This is a genomic window from Pseudomonas fluorescens (assembly GCF_001307155.1).
In the GTDB taxonomy this organism is placed as follows: Bacteria; Pseudomonadota; Gammaproteobacteria; order Pseudomonadales; family Pseudomonadaceae; genus Aquipseudomonas; species Aquipseudomonas helvetica.
Map to the genome: position 1 here is coordinate 1,565,744 of NZ_CP012830.1, position 17,471 is coordinate 1,583,214.

Sequence of the window (17,471 nt, forward strand, 5' to 3'; positions counted from 1 at the left end):
GGAGCTTATGCAGCAGCTGATGTCGTCGATTAAGGAGGTGATCCAGCCGCAGGTTCCCCTACGGCTACCTTGTTACGACTTCACCCCAGTCATGAATCACACCGTGGTAACCGTCCTCCCGAAGGTTAGACTAGCTACTTCTGGTGCAACCCACTCCCATGGTGTGACGGGCGGTGTGTACAAGGCCCGGGAACGTATTCACCGCGACATTCTGATTCGCGATTACTAGCGATTCCGACTTCACGCAGTCGAGTTGCAGACTGCGATCCGGACTACGATCGGTTTTGTGGGATTAGCTCCACCTCGCGGCTTGGCAACCCTCTGTACCGACCATTGTAGCACGTGTGTAGCCCAGGCCGTAAGGGCCATGATGACTTGACGTCATCCCCACCTTCCTCCGGTTTGTCACCGGCAGTCTCCTTAGAGTGCCCACCATAACGTGCTGGTAACTAAGGACAAGGGTTGCGCTCGTTACGGGACTTAACCCAACATCTCACGACACGAGCTGACGACAGCCATGCAGCACCTGTCTCAATGTTCCCGAAGGCACCAATCCATCTCTGGAAAGTTCATTGGATGTCAAGGCCTGGTAAGGTTCTTCGCGTTGCTTCGAATTAAACCACATGCTCCACCGCTTGTGCGGGCCCCCGTCAATTCATTTGAGTTTTAACCTTGCGGCCGTACTCCCCAGGCGGTCAACTTAATGCGTTAGCTGCGCCACTAAGAGCTCAAGGCTCCCAACGGCTAGTTGACATCGTTTACGGCGTGGACTACCAGGGTATCTAATCCTGTTTGCTCCCCACGCTTTCGCACCTCAGTGTCAGTATCAGTCCAGGTGGTCGCCTTCGCCACTGGTGTTCCTTCCTATATCTACGCATTTCACCGCTACACAGGAAATTCCACCACCCTCTACCATACTCTAGCTCGACAGTTTTGAATGCAGTTCCCAGGTTGAGCCCGGGGATTTCACATCCAACTTAACGAACCACCTACGCGCGCTTTACGCCCAGTAATTCCGATTAACGCTTGCACCCTCTGTATTACCGCGGCTGCTGGCACAGAGTTAGCCGGTGCTTATTCTGTCGGTAACGTCAAAACCATCACGTATTAGGTAATGGCCCTTCCTCCCAACTTAAAGTGCTTTACAATCCGAAGACCTTCTTCACACACGCGGCATGGCTGGATCAGGCTTTCGCCCATTGTCCAATATTCCCCACTGCTGCCTCCCGTAGGAGTCTGGACCGTGTCTCAGTTCCAGTGTGACTGATCATCCTCTCAGACCAGTTACGGATCGTCGCCTTGGTGAGCCATTACCCCACCAACTAGCTAATCCGACCTAGGCTCATCTGATAGCGCAAGGCCCGAAGGTCCCCTGCTTTCTCCCGTAGGACGTATGCGGTATTAGCGTTCGTTTCCGAACGTTATCCCCCACTACCAGGCAGATTCCTAGGCATTACTCACCCGTCCGCCGCTCTCAAGAGAAGCAAGCTTCTCTCTACCGCTCGACTTGCATGTGTTAGGCCTGCCGCCAGCGTTCAATCTGAGCCATGATCAAACTCTTCAGTTCAAACATCTTTGGGTTTTTAAGAAACCCTAAACTTGGCTCAGCAATCGTTGGTTACATCTTTGATTTCTCGCGGAGTAACTTGTGATGCTGATAATCTTGTTGACTATCAGTCTGACTGCACAAGCACCCACACGAATTGCTTGATTCAGTTGTTAAAGAGCGGTTGGTTAAGATCTTTCGTCTCAACCGAGGCGCGCATTCTACAGCAGCCTCTGTTGCTGTCAAGCGGTTATTTTCAGAAGTTTTCAAAGTTTCCTTTGCAACTTCAACCACTTGCGCTTCCGATCTCTCGTTAGCGGGAGGCGAATTCTACAGCGTTACTCGCTGCTGTCAACACCTCTTTTTCTCCGCTTTCGACCGAGATGATCGAACCGTTAAAAGAGCCAAACAACACCGCTCTTTCAACTCCTTCAGGCTTCGATGAACTGAAGCGTAACCGCTGTCGAAAACTGCGTAACTCTTTGTTTACCAAAGAGTTTTCCGTTTCGACTGCGCCGGAAGTGGGGCGAATTATAGACAGATATAATTCGCCGTCAACCCCTAATTTCAGTCTTACTCGGATTTAAGCGTAATACGCGCAAATGCCTTCTTTCCGGCCTGGCAAACATGGGTAGCGCCCAGTGCATATATAAAGGTGCGATCAACCACTTCGCCATCTATACGCACACCGCCCGAACCGAGCAGATCACGTGCGACTGCCGAGTTCTTCACCAGCCCTGCTTTATTAAGCACAGCCGCAATCGGCATATCCTCAGTCGCAGTCAGCTCAATCTCTGGCAAGTCATCCGGCAACTCACCTTCCTTCATACGGTTACCCGCGCCACGGTGAGCGTTCGCCGCCGCCTCTTCACCATGGAAGCGCGCAACAATCTCTTCGGCCAGCTTGATCTTGATATCCCGCGGATTGGCGCCAGCTTCAACATCTGCACGCAACGCATCAATCTCCTCCATGGAGCGAAAGCTGAGCAGCTCGAAGTAACGCCACATCAGCACGTCCGGAATCGAAACCAGCTTGCCGTACATGACACCTGGCGCTTCCTGGATACCGACGTAGTTGCCCAATGACTTGGACATCTTTTTCACGCCATCCAACCCTTCGAGCAATGGCATGGTCAGAATGCATTGAGCCTCCTGACCATAACTGCGCTGCAGCTCACGCCCCATCAGCAGGTTGAACTTCTGATCGGTGCCGCCCAGCTCGACGTCCGCGCGCAACGCGACCGAGTCATACCCCTGAACCAGCGGATACAGGAACTCGTGGATAGCGATTGGTTGATTGGTCGAATAGCGCTTGTCGAAGTCGTCGCGCTCAAGCATCCGCGCCACAGTGTATTGCGAGGTCAGACGAATGAAATCCGCGGGCCCCATCTGATCCATCCAGGTGGAGTTGAAAGCCACCTCGGTTTTCGCCGGATCAAGAATCTTGAACACCTGAGTCTTATAGGTCTCGGCATTTTCGAGAACCTGCTCACGCGTCAACGGAGGACGGGTAGCACTCTTGCCACTCGGATCACCGATCATCCCGGTGAAGTCACCTATAAGGAAGATCACCTGGTGACCCAGATCCTGGAACTGGCGCAGCTTATTAATGAGCACTGTGTGCCCCAGGTGCAAATCCGGCGCAGTCGGATCGAAGCCAGCCTTAATACGCAGCGGCTGGCCGCGCTTGAGCTTCTCGATCAGCTCGGACTCGACCAACAGTTCTTCCGCACCACGTTTGATCAGCGCTAGCTGCTCTTCAACCGACTTCATAACAGACCCGCAAGGCTCAGATTCAAAGGGAACCAACCATACAAGATCGCGCACCAAATACAAGTTTTGCCCGGCGCACGGACGCCAATCCGCGAACAGAGCATTCGCGACTTGCTTAAGAGATGATTTGGTTATATTTTATACAGTTATTTCATCTTCATCATGTCATTCATCTTTTCCAATTCATCTTTTCCAAAGTCAAATTACCTATGACCACAGAACCGTCTAAAGCGCCGCCGCTTTATCCGAAGACCCACCTGCTCGCGGCAAGTGGCATTGCTGCCCTCCTCAGCCTGGCGCTCCTGGTATTCCCTTCCAGTGACGTTGAAGCCAAAAAGACAACCCTGAGTCTTGAACTGGAACGTCCCGCAGAACAACTGACACAAGATCAAGACGCTGCTGACGCAGTCCAAGCCACAAACGAGCCGGTCGAATCTCCATTCGCCCAGATCGAAGACAGTACCGACGATAGCAAGGAAACGGCTAAAGCAGCCCCTGCACCAGCCGTTGAAGAGAAGAAAGCGCCAGGCCACCGGGAAGTGATCGTTGCCAAAGGCGACACGCTCTCCACATTGTTCGAGAAAGTCGGGCTTCCAGCCGCTTCGGTGCACGACGTATTGGCCAGCGACAAGCAAGCCAAGCAGTTCACCCAGCTCAAACACGGCCAGAAACTCGAATTCGAACTGGGTCGCGACGGCCAGTTGACCAATCTGCACAGCAAGATCAATGACGCTGAAAGCATCAGCCTGAGCAAAAACGCCAGGGGCTATACCTTTAACCGCATTACAGCCAAGCCAACCGTGCGCTCCGCCTATGTTCACGGCGTGATCAACAGCTCGCTTTCGCAATCCGCGGCGCGTGCCGGGCTGTCCCACAGCCTCACCATGGACATGGCCAGCGTGTTTGGCTACGACGTCGACTTCGCCCAGGATATTCGCCAGGGTGACGAGTTCGACGTGATCTACGAACAGAAAGTCGTCAACGGCAAAGCTGTCGGCAATGGCCCTATTCTTTCCGCCCGTTTCACCAACCGTGGCAAGACGTACACCGCCGTGCGTTACACCAACAAGCAAGGCAACAGCAGCTACTACACGGCCGAAGGCAATAGCATGCGCAAGGCGTTCATTCGTACGCCGGTGGACTTCGCCCGTATTAGCTCGCGTTTCTCCATGGGTCGCAAGCATCCAATTCTGAACAAAATTCGCGCGCACAAAGGCGTCGACTACGCAGCGCCTCGTGGCACGCCGATCAAGGCTGCCGGTGACGGCAAAGTGCTGCTGGCCGGTCGCCGCGGTGGTTACGGCAACACCGTTATCATTCAGCACGGCAACACCTACCGCACGCTGTACGGACACATGCAAGGCTTCGCCAAAGGCGTCAAGACTGGCGGCAACGTCAAGCAAGGCCAAGTGATTGGCTATATCGGCACTACCGGACTCTCGACCGGCCCGCACTTGCACTACGAGTTCCAGGTCAACGGCGTTCACGTCGACCCGCTGGGTCAGAAACTGCCAATGGCCGATCCGATCGCCAAGTCCGAGCGCGCACGCTTCCTGCAACAAAGCCAGCCGCTGATGGCGCGCATGGAGCAAGAAAAAGCCACCCTGCTAGCTTCGAGCAAACGCTAAGCCATGGCGCTCTATATAGGTGTGATGTCCGGTACCAGCCTTGATGGCCTGGACATTGCGCTGATCGAGCAAGCACCGGCGATCAAACTGATCGCCACGCACTACATTCCCATGCCCGAATCCCTGCGCACCGAGCTGCTTGGCTTGTGCGCCAGCGGACCTGACGAGATAGCCCGCAGCGCCATTGCCCAGCAAAACTGGGTAAAACTGGCCGCTCAGGGCATCAATACCCTGCTTGCAGATCAACACCTGAAACCTGATGACATCCGAGCGATTGGCAGCCACGGCCAGACTATTCGCCACGAGCCCGCACGCGGCTTCACCGTGCAGATCGGCAACCCTGCCCTGTTGACTGAACTGACCGGAATCACTGTCGTCAGCGACTTTCGTAGCCGCGACGTGGCTGCAGGCGGGCAAGGCGCGCCGCTGGTTCCAGCCTTCCATGAAGCCTTGTTTGAACAGCGTAGCGGCAACCGTGCAGTCTTGAATGTTGGCGGTTTCAGCAATCTCAGCCTGATCGAGACCGGCAAACCCGTCTCGGGCTTTGACTGCGGCCCAGGCAATGTCCTGCTGGACGCCTGGATTCACCAACAACGCGGCGAGACCTTCGACCGTGACGGCCAGTGGGCTGCAAGCGGCAGCGTAGAGCCCGTGCTGCTGAAGGCCCTGCTCGGTGATCCGTTCTTCCTGACCAAGGGCCCCAAAAGCACCGGCCGCGAAGTATTCAACCTGCAATGGCTGACACAACACCTGGCGCGCCTGCCCGCATTTGCTGCACAAGACGTGCAAGCCACGCTGCTTGAGCTGACGGCGCTGACCATCGTCGAATCGCTACAAGCCGCACAAGCCGATACGCAAGAGCTGCTGGTCTGTGGTGGCGGCGCCCATAACGCAACATTGATGGCACGGCTCGCCAGCCTGCTGCCAGGCGCCAAGGTCAGCAGCACTGCAAACTACGGCGTAGACCCGGACTGGGTCGAAGCCATGGCCTTTGCCTGGTTGGCCCATTGCTGCCTCGAAAGTATCCCGGCCAATCGTCCAAGCGTCACTGGCGCTCGCGGATTACGCGTCCTCGGCGCCATCTACCCCGTCTGAGCACCAGACAGCAAAACGCCGCAAGGCCGTGAGGCCATGCGGCGTTTGGTGATGCGCTGAGGTGCGATCAGATCGAAAACGAAGAGCCGCAACCACAGGTCGTGGTGGCATTCGGGTTCTTGATCACGAAACGCGAACCTTCCAGACCTTCCTGATAATCCACCTCGGCACCTGCCAGGTATTGGAAGCTCATCGGATCGACGACCAGGCTAACGCCTTCGCGCTCGACGATGGTGTCGTCATCGGCCACTTCTTCATCGAATGTGAAGCCGTACTGAAACCCTGAACAACCGCCGCCCGTAACGAATACGCGCAGCTTCAAGCGATCATTACCCTCTTCATCGACCAGGCTCTTCACCTTGTGCGCGGCACCGTGGGTGAATTGCAAAGCCGTGGGGGTGAAGGATTCGACGCTCATGCTGACTATCTCCCGGTGTTACACCGCCATAATGCGTGATGACGCGCATTATCCGCTTCTCCCAGAAAATCGGTCAACTATTGTTACGGTATATCAATCAACACAATGGTCAGCCCGGAATACAAAAAGGCCCGTTAAACGGGCCTTTTTGTTGAGCGGGGAAAAGCTTAGGGCAGCATGCCTGCATGGGACAGACCCAAGCGCTCGTCCAGACCAAACAGGATGTTCAGGTTCTGCACCGCCTGACCCGACGCGCCCTTGACCAAATTGTCGATCACCGACAGCACCACCACCAGATCGCCATCCTGCGGACGATGAACCGCAATACGGCAAACGTTGGCACCCCGCACGCTACGGGTTTCCGGATGACTGCCAGCCGGCATGACATCGACGAACGGTTCGTTCGCATAGCGTTTTTCAAACAACGCCTGCAAGTCTATGGAGCGGTCGACCACGGTTGCATAGAGCGTGGAGTGAATACCGCGAATCATCGGCGTCAGGTGCGGCACGAAAGTCAGGCCGACGTCCTTGCCCGCTGCGCGACGCAGCCCCTGGCGAATCTCCGGCAAGTGACGATGCCCTTTAACGGCGTAGGCTTTCATGCTCTCGGAGGTTTCGGAGTACAGCGAACCAACGCTTGCACCACGACCTGCACCGCTGACACCCGACTTGCAGTCAGCAATTAGGCGCGAAGTATCGGCAAGACCTGCTTCGAGCAACGGCAGGAAGCCCAGTTGCGTGGCGGTTGGATAGCAACCCGGCACCGCGATCAGACGAGCTTGCCTGATCTGCTCGCGATTGACTTCCGGCAAGCCGTAGACCGCTTCTTCCAGCAACTCTGGCGCACCGTGCGGCTGGCCATACCACTTGGCCCATTCGTCCGCGTCCTGCAGACGGAAGTCTGCCGACAGGTCGATGACCTTGGTCCCGGCCGCCAGTAATTCACCGGCCAGCGCATGCGCTACACCGTGTGGAGTGGCGAAGAACACCACATCGCAGGCACCGAGGGTTTTGATGTCCGGAACGCTGAACGCCAGGCCGTCGTAGTGGCCTCGCAGGTTCGGGTACATGTCGGCAACGGCCAGGCCTGCCTCGGATCGGGAAGTGATCACTACCACTTCAGCTTGCGGATGTTGCGCCAACAGACGCAGCAATTCGACACCGGTGTAACCCGTGCCGCCGACGATACCGACCTTGACCATAAACCTGCCCTCAACGAACCCACTGGAAAGCCGTCGATAATAGGGCGCGCACCGCCCTGCGACAACCGTCAAGGTGACGTACGGAGGCCCAAGCCTCTACTATTCGGGCTACCGTGAACCTGGGAATAACTAAAAATGCTTTATCTGTGGCTCAAAGCGCTTCATATCGTCAGCATGGTCTGCTGGTTTGCCGGCCTGTTTTACCTGCCACGCCTGTTTGTCTACCACGCTCAAAGTGAAGACAGCATCAGCAAGGAGCGCTTCAGCATCATGGAGCGCAAACTGTACCGCGGGATCATGGGCCCGGCGATGATCGCCACACTGGCTTTCGGGATCTGGCTGATCAGTCTCAACCCCAGCGCCTACTTCGGACAAGGTGCCTGGATGCATGCCAAATTGACCCTGGTAGTGATCCTGATCGGCTATCACCACATGTGCGGTGCACAGGTAAAACGTTTTGCCCGTGGCGAAAACACCCGCAGCCATGTCTTTTATCGCTGGTTCAATGAAGTGCCAGTTCTGATATTGCTGGCTATTGTAATTCTGGTCGTCGTACGGCCGTTCTAATCATAATTAGCCGCAACTTATCGGGGTACTTCCAATGTCGCTGCCCGCTTTGCTCGAACAACGTTTGCGTCTGCCTGTCGTGGCAGCACCGATGTTCCTGATTTCCAATCCACAGCTGGTACTCGCCTGCTGCCGCAATGGTGTGGTCGGCAGCTTTCCAGCGCTGAACCAGCGTGAAAGCAGCGGCTTCAAAGCCTGGCTGGAGGAAATTGAAGCGGGTCTGGCGCTATTGGAAAATCCTGCGCCGTATGCGGTGAATCTGATCGTTCACAACAGCAATCCGCGCCTGCAAGCGGACCTGGCAATCTGCATCGAACACAAGGTTCCGATCGTCATCACCAGTCTTGGCGCAGTGAAAGAGCTGGTCGATGCGGTGCACGGCTATGGTGGCCTGGTTTTCCACGACGTGACGACTCGACGCCATGCGGAAAAAGCTGCCGAGGCCGGCGTCGATGGCTTGATCGCCGTAGCGGCAGGCGCCGGTGGCCATGCCGGGACCTGGAGCCCGTTTTCGCTGATTGCCGAGATTCGCCAGTTCTTCGACAAAACCCTGCTGCTGGCCGGCTGCCTGAACCATGGCCACGAGATTCTCGCCGCGCAACTGCTCGGTGCGGATCTGGCGTACTTCGGCACTCGCTTTATCGGCACAACCGAAAGCCATGCCCCGGAAGCCTATAAAGAGATGCTGCTGACTTCCAGGGCCGCCGACATTGTCCATACGCCAGCGGTGTCCGGGGTGCCGGCAAGCTTCATGCGCCAAAGCCTGATAAACGCCGGTTTTGACATAGATGCACTGCAAGGCAAGGGTGAAGTCAACTTCGGCGCCAAACTCAAACCCTTGAGCGATGAAGCCAAAGCCTGGAAAACCGTCTGGTCAGCTGGCCAGGGCGTGGGTGAAATCGACGACCTGCCAAGCGTCGATCAACTGGTCGCAAGACTGGACGCCGAGTACCGAAAGGCGCAGGAATTCGCAGCTCAACTACCCAAACGCTGGCCGCGCTAACGCACAAGGTTTGGCCAGCCGATTCTGACTGGCCTAAACTGCCGAGCACAGCCCCCTGACTCGCGACAAGGATGCCCCGACATGAGCGAACACCGTTTCAAGATCGTCTTTGACGGAGCCCTGCTTCCGGGCGTCGACATCACCACCGCGAAACTCAATCTCGCCCAACTGTTCAAAAGCGACGTCGCGGCCATCGAACGCCTGTTCAGCGGAAAGCCTGTCGCGCTCAAGCACGACCTGTCCCACGCAGACGCACAAACCTATCTGAATGCCCTGTCGAAAACCGGCATAGATGCACGCATTGAAACCGAGCCGTCGATCAAGCTCAATCTGACCGACGTTCACGATTCGTCGTCCGCCGCTTACACGGCGCCCACACTCGGTAACAACGAATCTCCCTATAGCCCTCCTCGCGCGCCCGTTGGTGAAGCGTTGCCAGAGTTTTCGGAACTCAAGGTGTTTAGCGTGCAGGGTCGAATCGGGCGCCTGCGTTATCTCGCGTGGTCATTGGTGGCGCTACTGATCATGGGCGCTATCGCTGGCGTTTTTGGACTCAGCCTGCTGAGCGGCAATCAAATAGTGCTGAGCACAATTGTTTGTGTCGTTGCGTTCGTGGCGTACCTCTACATAAACATCACCATCAGCGTGCAACGCCTGCACGATCTTGGTTGGTCCGGCTGGTTGTGGTTTCTGAATCTGGTGCCCTTTATCGGCAGCCTGTTTCCATTTGCACTCGCGGCGCTACCAGGAAACGTCGGGGCGAATCGCTATGGCGCGCCGCAGCCCCCCAACAGCACGGCTGTCAAAGTGCTGTGCGGGCTGTGGCTGGTGGTGATCGCAGTGTTTTTTGTCGGCGCGCTTGCCGGTGGCCTCAGCACCCTGACCGAAGAGTACGAAAGCACCTCGACCAGCAGTTATGGAAGCAGTGAGCCGGCCGATGCGGTTGAGGCAGACGATGCGGCGAAAGCAGCTCAGCCCCCTGTAGACTATGAGAAAGAATAAACGCGCTCGGTTCCTGTGACATCTCTGTCCACAGGCCGCGAGCCGTTGCGATGGAGAATTGCATGACCCGTTACGCTCTGATCACTGGCGCCTCCAGCGGTATCGGCATGGCCATGGCCGAAGCGTTGGCGCGACGCGGCCGCAGCCTGATTCTGGTGGCCCGTCAACGTGATCAGCTGGAAAGTATTGCCATCGAACTGACCCAGCGCTTTGGCGTCGAGGTGCTGTTCCGCGCCTGCGACCTGGGTGAACCGCTGCGCTTGTCCGGTTTTCTGCTGGAACTCGAAGAGGGTGACCGACAGATCGACCTGCTGGTCAATTGCGCCGGCATCGGTACCTGCGGCCCGTTTCTCGCTCAGGACTGGATGACCGAACAAGACTTGATCGAAGTGAATATCCTCGCCCTGACCCGCCTGTGCCACGCCATTGGTAACAGCATGGCCTTGCAGGGCGGCGGGCAGATTCTGAACGTCGCCTCGATGGCCGCCTTCTACCCCGGCCCATGGATGAGCACCTATTACGCCAGCAAGGCGTATGTACTGCACTTCTCCGAAGGCTTGCGGGTCGAGCTGAAGAAGTGCGCGGTCAAGGTCTCGGTCCTCTGCCCCGGCCCGACGCGCACGGCGTTTTTCCGCACCGCGCAACTGGACACCGACAAACTGGCCAACAGCAAAATGCTGATGAGCCCCGAGGAAGTGGCCCTCTACACAGTGCGTGCGCTGGAGAAGAACCGCGCAATCATCATTCCCGGACGCCTCAATCGCTGGTTCGCGCTGTTGCCGCGCTTCGGCTCGCGCTGGCTGACCCGAACCATCGTAGGCATGATCAACAAGACGCACTGTCCGCGCTGAGCATCACTAAAAGTAAAGCTAACAGGCTGGGCTCGGGCATCTCCCGTGAGTACACTCAGCCCGGACCAACACAATGGAGAAACAGCTGTGGATACTCTGTTCACCAAAATCATCAACAGAGAAATACCCGCCAAGATCATTTACGAGGATGACCAGGTCCTGGCCTTCCACGACATCGCCCCGCAGGCACCCGTGCATTTCCTGGTAGTCCCGAAAAAGCCGGTGCGCACGCTCAACGACCTCACCGAGGACGATAAAGCGCTGGCCGGGCACATTCTGTTCACCGCCCAGCGCCTGGCACTGGAGCTGGGCTGCGAAGAAGGCTTTCGCGTGGTCATGAACTGCAATGAACTGGGCGGCCAGACCGTTTATCACATTCATATGCACGTGCTGGGTCAGCGCCAGATGCACTGGCCACCGGGCTGATCCGTCTCCCGAGCTTGTTGTGGCGAGGGAGATTGCTCCCGCTGGGCTGCACAGCAGCCCCCGTCTTTCTGCTGCTCCCCAATGAAACTCGCGGACTGACTTAACGACCGCTTCGCGGCCGAGCGGGAGCAAGCTCCCTCGCCATAAAGCCAGTATCTGCAAATGCCAGGCGGTCTTCTGCAATGACCCAGCGCAAACCTAACCCGGCCGATTGCGGTAAACTGGCCGCCGAGATTCTTCCCGGAGGTCAGCATGACTACCCAACGTCACTACTCGCCGATTGACCGTCTTCTGTTGCAAGCCGACACCGCCATGCGCACGTTGCTGCCCTTCAGTGGCCAGCCTTGCCGCCCGTCGCCGGCCATCGTGCAGCCAGAGGCGAAAATGAGCGACGAAGACACCCGGCACGTCGCCGGCCTGATGCGCATCAACCATACCGGTGAAGTCTGTGCCCAGGCGCTGTATCAGGGCCAGGCCCTGACTGCCAAGCTGCCGCAAGTGCGTGAGGCGATGGAACACGCAGCCGAAGAAGAAATCGATCATCTGGTCTGGTGCGAACAGCGCATCCGCCAACTGGGCAGCCACACCAGCATCCTCAATCCGCTGTTCTACGGTATGTCGTTCGGTATCGGCGCCGTCGCCGGACTGATCAGCGACAAAGTCAGCCTGGGGTTCGTCGCAGCGACTGAAGATCAGGTGTGCAAACACTTGAACGAGCACCTTGAGCAACTGCCAGTCGAGGACGAGAAGTCCCGGGCCATTCTTGAGCAGATGCGCATCGATGAAGAGCAGCACGCCGAAAGCGCGCTGGACGCTGGAGGCTTCCGCTTCCCGGCACCGATAAAATTCGGCATGAGCCTGATGGCCAAGGTCATGACCAAAAGTACCTACCGGATCTGACCCGTAAAACCTTCGAGCACAAAAAAGGGCGCTATCTCAGCGCCCTTTCTTTTGCCGATCTTTATTTCAAAGATCAGCTCGACATGTTGCGTGCGTAGAAAATCTCGAGCATTTCGTGTTTCACCCGCTCAGTCACCTGAGCACGTTGCTCAGAGGACAGGTTGCTGGTGGCGTCGCCGAACAGGTAGTTATCCAGTTCGAAGTTTTTCAGCAGCATTTTGGTGTGAAACAGGTTTTCCTGGTACACGTTCACGTCGGTCATCTGATACGCGTCGCGAGTGTCTTCGGAGAGGTAGTTCTGAATCGAGTTGATCTCGTGATCGATAAAGTGCTTCTTGCCTTCGATGTCACGGGTGAAGCCGCGCACGCGGTAATCCACGGTCACGATATCCGAATCGAACTGGTGAATCAGGAAGTTGAGCGCCTTAAGCGGTGAAATGACGCCACAAGTCGACACATCAATATCCACACGGAAAGTTGCAATACCGTCCACCGGATGGATTTCCGGGTAGGTGTGCACCGTGATGTGGCTCTTGTCGAGGTGGGCCAGGATGATTTCGGGCAACGGGCCCGGCGACTCTTCAATCTGACTGTCGGTCGGGGTCACCGGCTCTTCAGAGATCAGAATCGTGACGCTGGCGCCCTGGGGTTCATAGTCCTGACTGGCGATGTTCAGGATATTGGCACCAATGATATCGACAACTTCTGTGAGGATCTGCGTCAGGCGCTTGGCGTTGTACTCTTTATTGATGTACTCAACGTAAGCCTGCTGGTCTTGCGGAGTTTCCGCATAGCAGATGTCATAGATGTTGAAGCTCAAGGTCTTTGTCAGGTTATTGAACCCATGGAGCTTGAGTTTGCTTTTCACCGTTTAAAAACTCTCTATGTATGCGGCCCGGCCGCGTGATCAAGCATGCCCGTCAGATGCGAACGACGCACCAGCGTAGGACGGTTAACACCTCTTCGCGATGGCGATTTTGGTTGTCTGTTCGGGTGTGTGATCTGTCGGCTGACCGATCACGGCCCTGAAAAAAGTGGCGCATTATGCAGACCTGGGCCAATGATCGCCAGAGTCTGCACTGCATTTATGATAGTTGAATGTCGAATCAACCGAGTTCGATGATTTCGTAGTCGTGGGTGATGGCGACACCGGCCGCACCGAGCATGATCGACGCCGAGCAATACTTCTCCGCCGACAGTTCGATGGCGCGTTTGACCTGGGCTTCTTTCAGTGCCCGGCCCTTGACCACGAAGTGCATGTGAATTTTGGTAAAGACCTTGGGATCTTCAGTCGCACGCTCGGCTTCGAGGAAGGCTTCGCAGCTCTCCACGGCCTGGCGGGACTTCTTCAGGATGCTGACCACGTCGAAATTGCTGCAACCGCCCACACCGAGCAGGAGCATTTCCATCGGACGGACACCCAGGTTCCGACCGCCAGCATCAGGCGGACCGTCCATGACCACCACGTGACCGCTACCGGACTCACCGAGGAACATGGCTTCGCCAGCCCATTGGATGCGTGCCTTCATCGCCAAGACTCCACTGTTAAAAAAGGGTTGCCAGCTTAGCACAGGGCCTTCGGTTGACAGCGACTGGCATCAGCGCAAGCAACACACTTACAGTATTGATAAATTATCGAATAACGACGGAATGTGTCTGTTAAGCTGGCGCCAATTTCATGGCACTTAGCCTGCTGTTTTTCGGCCGTCATCAGCAATTCATAAAAAACCACAACACACCGTGCAGTCTTTTCGGGATACAACCATGGTTGCTATTACCCCAACACCCAAAATCAAGAACCTCGACAAGTTATTGATGCATTGCCAGCGCCGTCGCTATCAGGCCAAGAGCAATATCATTTGCGCGGGCGATCGTTCGGATACGCTGTTTTTCATCATCAAGGGCTCGGTCACCATTCTCATCGAGGACGACGATGGTCGGGAAATGATCATCGCCTACCTCAATGCCGGGGACTTCTTCGGCGAGCTGGGTCTGTTCGAACAAGCCGGGCAGGAACAGGAGCGCAGCGCCTGGGTTCGCGCCAAGGTCGAATGCGAAGTGGCCGAGATCAGCTACTGCAAGTTCCGCGAGCTGTCCCAGCAAGACCCGGACATTCTCTATGTGCTCAGTGGCCAGATTGCCCAGCGCCTGCGCAATACCACACGCAAGGTCGGCGACCTGGCGTTCTTCGACGTCACCGGGCGGGTTGCGCGCTGCTTGCTGGAGCTGTGCAAACAGCCTGACGCCATGACGCACCCGGACGGCATGCAGATCAAGGTTACCCGTCAGGAAATCGGCCGGATCGTCGGTTGCTCGCGGGAAATGGTCGGGCGCGTGCTCAAGGATCTGGAAGAGCGCAATCTGGTCAACGTCAAAGGCAAGACCATGGTGGTCTTCGGTACCCGCTAAGCCGACATCACCTCGGCGAGCATTTGCCGATACAAGGTGTCCAGCCGCGCGATGGCATCCGGGGCGGCGAATTGTTCATGCAGGGCGATATGGCTCTGCGCGCGAACCCGCTGCTCCAGACTGCACGCCTCGTTAAAACGGTTCACCGCCTCAACCATCGACTCCCGCTCGTCGTCCAGCAACAGCGCACCATGCACCAAACCCACCGGACGCTGACCACCCTTGCTCTGGCGCCAGCGCTGAGCGGTGCCGACCATTTTGCGGCCATCGAGATTGACGTTGAAACGCCCATCACAGAAAGCGCCCTCGACTTCACCCAATGAAGGCTTGCCACCGAGTTCCGTCAGCAGCGCACAAATCGGATCACACAGACGCCGATAAGCGGTTTCGATCCTACCGTGGTCACCTTCGCTGCGCGGCGGTGCATACACCAGCGCGATATTGACCGTCGCAACCGACTGTGGCACCGGTTCACCGCCGGTTTCACGCAACAAAACCGGCCAACCGTGTGCCGCCGACGCTTGGCAAGCGGCCTCAAACCCCGGCAGACGGCTCAAGCGACGGGGCATGACCAGCGCTCGATCGCTCGGCTGCCAGAACAGCAATCCAAACTCCTGGTCGCCGGCACAGACCGTCGCCAACAAATCCTGCTCGGCACGCAGACCGGCTTCGACAGTCAAGGCAATAGGGTGAGTCATGGCAGTGCGAATCCTTTGCGGTGGATACAAAAAAGCCGGCAACGCCGGCTTCTTCATTGAATCAGGTTCAGTCGAGTGTAGAACTGCTGACCGCCACGCCACGCTCTGGAAAGAACAAGCGTTGCAGTTCAGTGCCCGGGTTCTCGGCGCGCATGAATGCTTCACCGACCAGGAACGAATACACCTCGCTGATTTCCATCAGCTCGACATCGGCGCGATTGAGGATGCCACTTTCAGTAATGACCAGGCGATCGCGCGGGATGCGCGGCAGCAGATCGAGCGTGGTTTCCAGGCTGACATCAAAGGTGTGCAGATTGCGATTGTTCACGCCGACCAGCGGAGTATCGAGAACCTTCAAGGCCCGCTCCAGCTCATCACCGTCATGGACTTCGACCAGCACGTCGAGGCCAACACCTTTAGCGACGGCTGCCAGTTCGGCCATTTTCACGTCATCCAGCGCGGAAACGATCAACAGCACGCAATCAGCGCCCAGCGCACGGGCTTCGACGATCTGATAAGGATCGATCATGAAGTCCTTGCGGATCACCGGCAGCTTGCACGCCGCACGCGCCTGCTGCAGATAAATGTCGGCGCCCTGGAAGAAATCGACATCGGTCAGCACCGAGAGGCAGGTTGCCCCGCCCTTCTCGTAGTCCCTGGCGATTTCGGCCGGCACGAAGTTCTCGCGAATCACGCCCTTGCTCGGCGAAGCCTTCTTGATTTCAGCAATCACCGCCGGTTGTTTGAGCTTGGCCTGGGCGATCAGCGCCTTGGCAAAACCACGCGGAGCATCGGCCACCCTCGCCAATGCTTCCAGCTCGGCGAGCGTTACGCGAGCGCTGCGCTCAGCCACTTCCTCGACTTTGCGGGCGAGAATTTTCTCTAGAACCGTCGGTACACTCATGCCTCATTCTCCACTCTGAATACCGCGGTAAACGCACCCAATTCTTCAAGCTTTTCACGCGCAAGGCCGGTATGCAGCGCGTCATGAGCCAGGGCAACGCCCTCTTTCAGGCTGACCGCATGATCAGCGGCGTACAACGCAGCACCGGCATTGAGCACAATCATTTCTGCAGCTTTCTGACCGTTCTCGGTTTTGCGCCGTCCCAAGGCATCGCGAATCAGTTCGAGCGAAGCCGCCGGGCTTTCCACCGCCAGGCCGTGCAGGCTCTGGCTCTTCATGCCCAAGTCTTCAGGCTCGACCCAATACTCGCTGATCTGGTCATTCTTCAATTCCGCGACAAAGGTTGGCGCCGCCAGACTGAACTCGTCCAGACCATCCTTCGAATGCACCACCAGCACATGTTTGCTGCCCATGCGCTGCAAGACTTCGGCTAACGGTCGGCACAACGCCTGACTGAACACGCCCACCACCTGATGTTTCACGCCGGCCGGATTCGTAAGCGGGCCGAGCATGTTGAACAGTGTACGCAGGCCGAGATCGCGGCGCGGGCCGGCAGCGTGTTTCATCGCACCATGGTGCGATTGGGCGAACATGAAGCCGATGCCGACATTGTCAATGCAACGCGCCACTTGAACCGGCGTCAGGTTCAGGTAGATCCCGGCCGCCTCCAGCAAGTCGGCGCTGCCGCTTTTGCCCGATACCGCACGGTTACCGTGCTTGGCCACGGTGCAACCCGCCGCCGCCACCACAAACGAGGAAGCCGTCGAAACGTTGAAGATGTTCGCACCATCACCGCCAGTGCCGACTACATCGACAACACCGTCGAGGGTTTTCAGCTCGACCTTGTCCGCCAGTTCACGCATGACCGAAACGGCGCCGACGATCTCGTCGATGCTCTCGCTTTTCATGCGCATGGCCATCATGAACGCGCCAATCTGCGCATCTGTGCATTGCCCGGTCATGATTTCGCGCATCACATCGCGCATTTCATCAGTGCTCAGGTCCAGATGGCCGACGATACGGCTCAGGGCAGTCTTGATATCCATGGA

At 57.1% G+C, this 17,471-nt stretch carries 17 protein-coding genes and 1 rRNA gene; 9 read left to right on the forward strand and 9 right to left on the reverse strand.

Annotated features, from left to right (window positions below; genetic code table 11):
* Positions 1 to 30 precede the first annotated feature (30 nt).
* Both AO353_RS07130 and tyrS read right to left on the reverse strand, forming a co-directional pair.
* Positions 31 to 1,567, reverse strand: a 16S ribosomal RNA gene (locus tag AO353_RS07130).
* Between the two features lie 552 nt (positions 1,568 to 2,119).
* On the reverse strand, positions 2,120 to 3,319 hold the full coding sequence (tyrS, locus tag AO353_RS07135; RefSeq protein WP_054594284.1) for a tyrosine--tRNA ligase: 1,200 nt from the start codon (positions 3,317 to 3,319) through the stop codon (positions 2,120 to 2,122).
* 209 nt (positions 3,320 to 3,528) lie between these two features.
* Between tyrS and AO353_RS07140 the strand changes: the two genes are divergently transcribed.
* Both AO353_RS07140 and AO353_RS07145 read left to right on the forward strand, forming a co-directional pair.
* Positions 3,529 to 4,947 carry a peptidoglycan DD-metalloendopeptidase family protein gene (locus AO353_RS07140; RefSeq protein ID WP_054594285.1) on the forward strand — a complete coding sequence of 473 codons (1,419 nt, stop codon included), beginning with the start codon at positions 3,529 to 3,531 and terminating at the stop codon, positions 4,945 to 4,947.
* 3 nt (positions 4,948 to 4,950) lie between these two features.
* The gene (locus tag AO353_RS07145; protein WP_054594286.1) at positions 4,951 to 6,042 is read left to right on the forward strand and encodes an anhydro-N-acetylmuramic acid kinase; all 1,092 of its coding nucleotides are present in this window, start codon (positions 4,951 to 4,953) and stop codon (positions 6,040 to 6,042) included.
* Positions 6,043 to 6,109: 67 nt separating this feature from the next.
* On the opposite strand, the gene erpA is transcribed toward AO353_RS07145, so the two are convergent.
* Together erpA and argC are read right to left on the reverse strand one after the other, a co-directional pair.
* Positions 6,110 to 6,460, reverse strand: coding sequence for an iron-sulfur cluster insertion protein ErpA (erpA, locus tag AO353_RS07150; protein WP_007906865.1), 351 nt, complete (start codon positions 6,458 to 6,460; stop codon positions 6,110 to 6,112).
* A 167-nt stretch (positions 6,461 to 6,627) separates the two neighbouring features.
* Positions 6,628 to 7,662 (reverse strand): N-acetyl-gamma-glutamyl-phosphate reductase, encoded by a 1,035-nt coding sequence (argC, locus tag AO353_RS07155; RefSeq protein WP_054594287.1) that lies wholly within the window; start codon positions 7,660 to 7,662, stop codon positions 6,628 to 6,630.
* 135 nt (positions 7,663 to 7,797) lie between these two features.
* On the opposite strand from argC, the gene hemJ reads away from it, so the two are divergent.
* The 6 genes from hemJ to coq7 all read left to right on the forward strand — a co-directional run bounded on the left by hemJ (position 7,798) and on the right by coq7 (position 12,411).
* Positions 7,798 to 8,229: a protoporphyrinogen oxidase HemJ gene (gene hemJ, locus AO353_RS07160; RefSeq protein WP_019693893.1), complete on the forward strand. Its 432-nt coding sequence runs from the start codon at positions 7,798 to 7,800 to the stop codon at positions 8,227 to 8,229.
* Positions 8,230 to 8,263: 34 nt separating this feature from the next.
* The gene (locus AO353_RS07165; RefSeq protein WP_054594288.1) at positions 8,264 to 9,232 is read left to right on the forward strand and encodes an NAD(P)H-dependent flavin oxidoreductase; all 969 of its coding nucleotides are present in this window, start codon (positions 8,264 to 8,266) and stop codon (positions 9,230 to 9,232) included.
* Between the two features lie 81 nt (positions 9,233 to 9,313).
* Positions 9,314 to 10,234 carry a DUF805 domain-containing protein gene (locus AO353_RS07170; protein WP_054594289.1) on the forward strand — a complete coding sequence of 307 codons (921 nt, stop codon included), beginning with the start codon at positions 9,314 to 9,316 and terminating at the stop codon, positions 10,232 to 10,234.
* Between the two features lie 62 nt (positions 10,235 to 10,296).
* A complete protein-coding gene (locus AO353_RS07175) occupies positions 10,297 to 11,085 on the forward strand; it encodes an SDR family NAD(P)-dependent oxidoreductase (protein ID WP_054594290.1) in 789 nt (262 codons plus the stop codon).
* Between the two features lie 87 nt (positions 11,086 to 11,172).
* Positions 11,173 to 11,511, forward strand: coding sequence for a histidine triad nucleotide-binding protein (locus AO353_RS07180; protein ID WP_007906873.1), 339 nt, complete (start codon positions 11,173 to 11,175; stop codon positions 11,509 to 11,511).
* A 252-nt stretch (positions 11,512 to 11,763) separates the two neighbouring features.
* Positions 11,764 to 12,411 carry a 2-polyprenyl-3-methyl-6-methoxy-1,4-benzoquinone monooxygenase gene (gene coq7 / locus AO353_RS07185; RefSeq protein ID WP_054594291.1) on the forward strand — a complete coding sequence of 216 codons (648 nt, stop codon included), beginning with the start codon at positions 11,764 to 11,766 and terminating at the stop codon, positions 12,409 to 12,411.
* Between the two features lie 73 nt (positions 12,412 to 12,484).
* On the opposite strand, the gene speD is transcribed toward coq7, so the two are convergent.
* On the reverse strand, positions 12,485 to 13,279 hold the full coding sequence (gene speD, locus AO353_RS07190) for an adenosylmethionine decarboxylase (RefSeq protein WP_054594292.1): 795 nt from the start codon (positions 13,277 to 13,279) through the stop codon (positions 12,485 to 12,487).
* 238 nt (positions 13,280 to 13,517) lie between these two features.
* Positions 13,518 to 13,940, reverse strand: coding sequence for an OsmC family protein (locus AO353_RS07195; protein ID WP_017138086.1), 423 nt, complete (start codon positions 13,938 to 13,940; stop codon positions 13,518 to 13,520).
* A gap of 235 nt (positions 13,941 to 14,175) precedes the next feature.
* On the opposite strand from AO353_RS07195, the gene crp reads away from it, so the two are divergent.
* The gene (crp, locus tag AO353_RS07200; protein ID WP_054594293.1) at positions 14,176 to 14,820 is read left to right on the forward strand and encodes a cAMP-activated global transcriptional regulator CRP; all 645 of its coding nucleotides are present in this window, start codon (positions 14,176 to 14,178) and stop codon (positions 14,818 to 14,820) included.
* Here crp and AO353_RS31185 read toward each other — a convergent pair.
* The 3 genes from AO353_RS31185 to trpD form a co-directional block, all read right to left on the reverse strand.
* Complete coding sequence (locus tag AO353_RS31185) at positions 14,817 to 15,518, reverse strand: lipoate--protein ligase family protein (RefSeq protein WP_054598190.1); 702 nt, start codon at positions 15,516 to 15,518, stop codon at positions 14,817 to 14,819. The genes crp and AO353_RS31185 overlap by 4 nt on opposite strands.
* A gap of 67 nt (positions 15,519 to 15,585) precedes the next feature.
* The gene (trpC, locus tag AO353_RS07210; RefSeq protein WP_054594294.1) at positions 15,586 to 16,422 is read right to left on the reverse strand and encodes an indole-3-glycerol phosphate synthase TrpC; all 837 of its coding nucleotides are present in this window, start codon (positions 16,420 to 16,422) and stop codon (positions 15,586 to 15,588) included.
* On the reverse strand, positions 16,419 to 17,468 hold the full coding sequence (gene trpD, locus AO353_RS07215) for an anthranilate phosphoribosyltransferase (protein ID WP_054594295.1): 1,050 nt from the start codon (positions 17,466 to 17,468) through the stop codon (positions 16,419 to 16,421). Before trpD ends, trpC begins: the two co-directional genes overlap by 4 nt.
* Positions 17,469 to 17,471 lie beyond the last annotated feature (3 nt).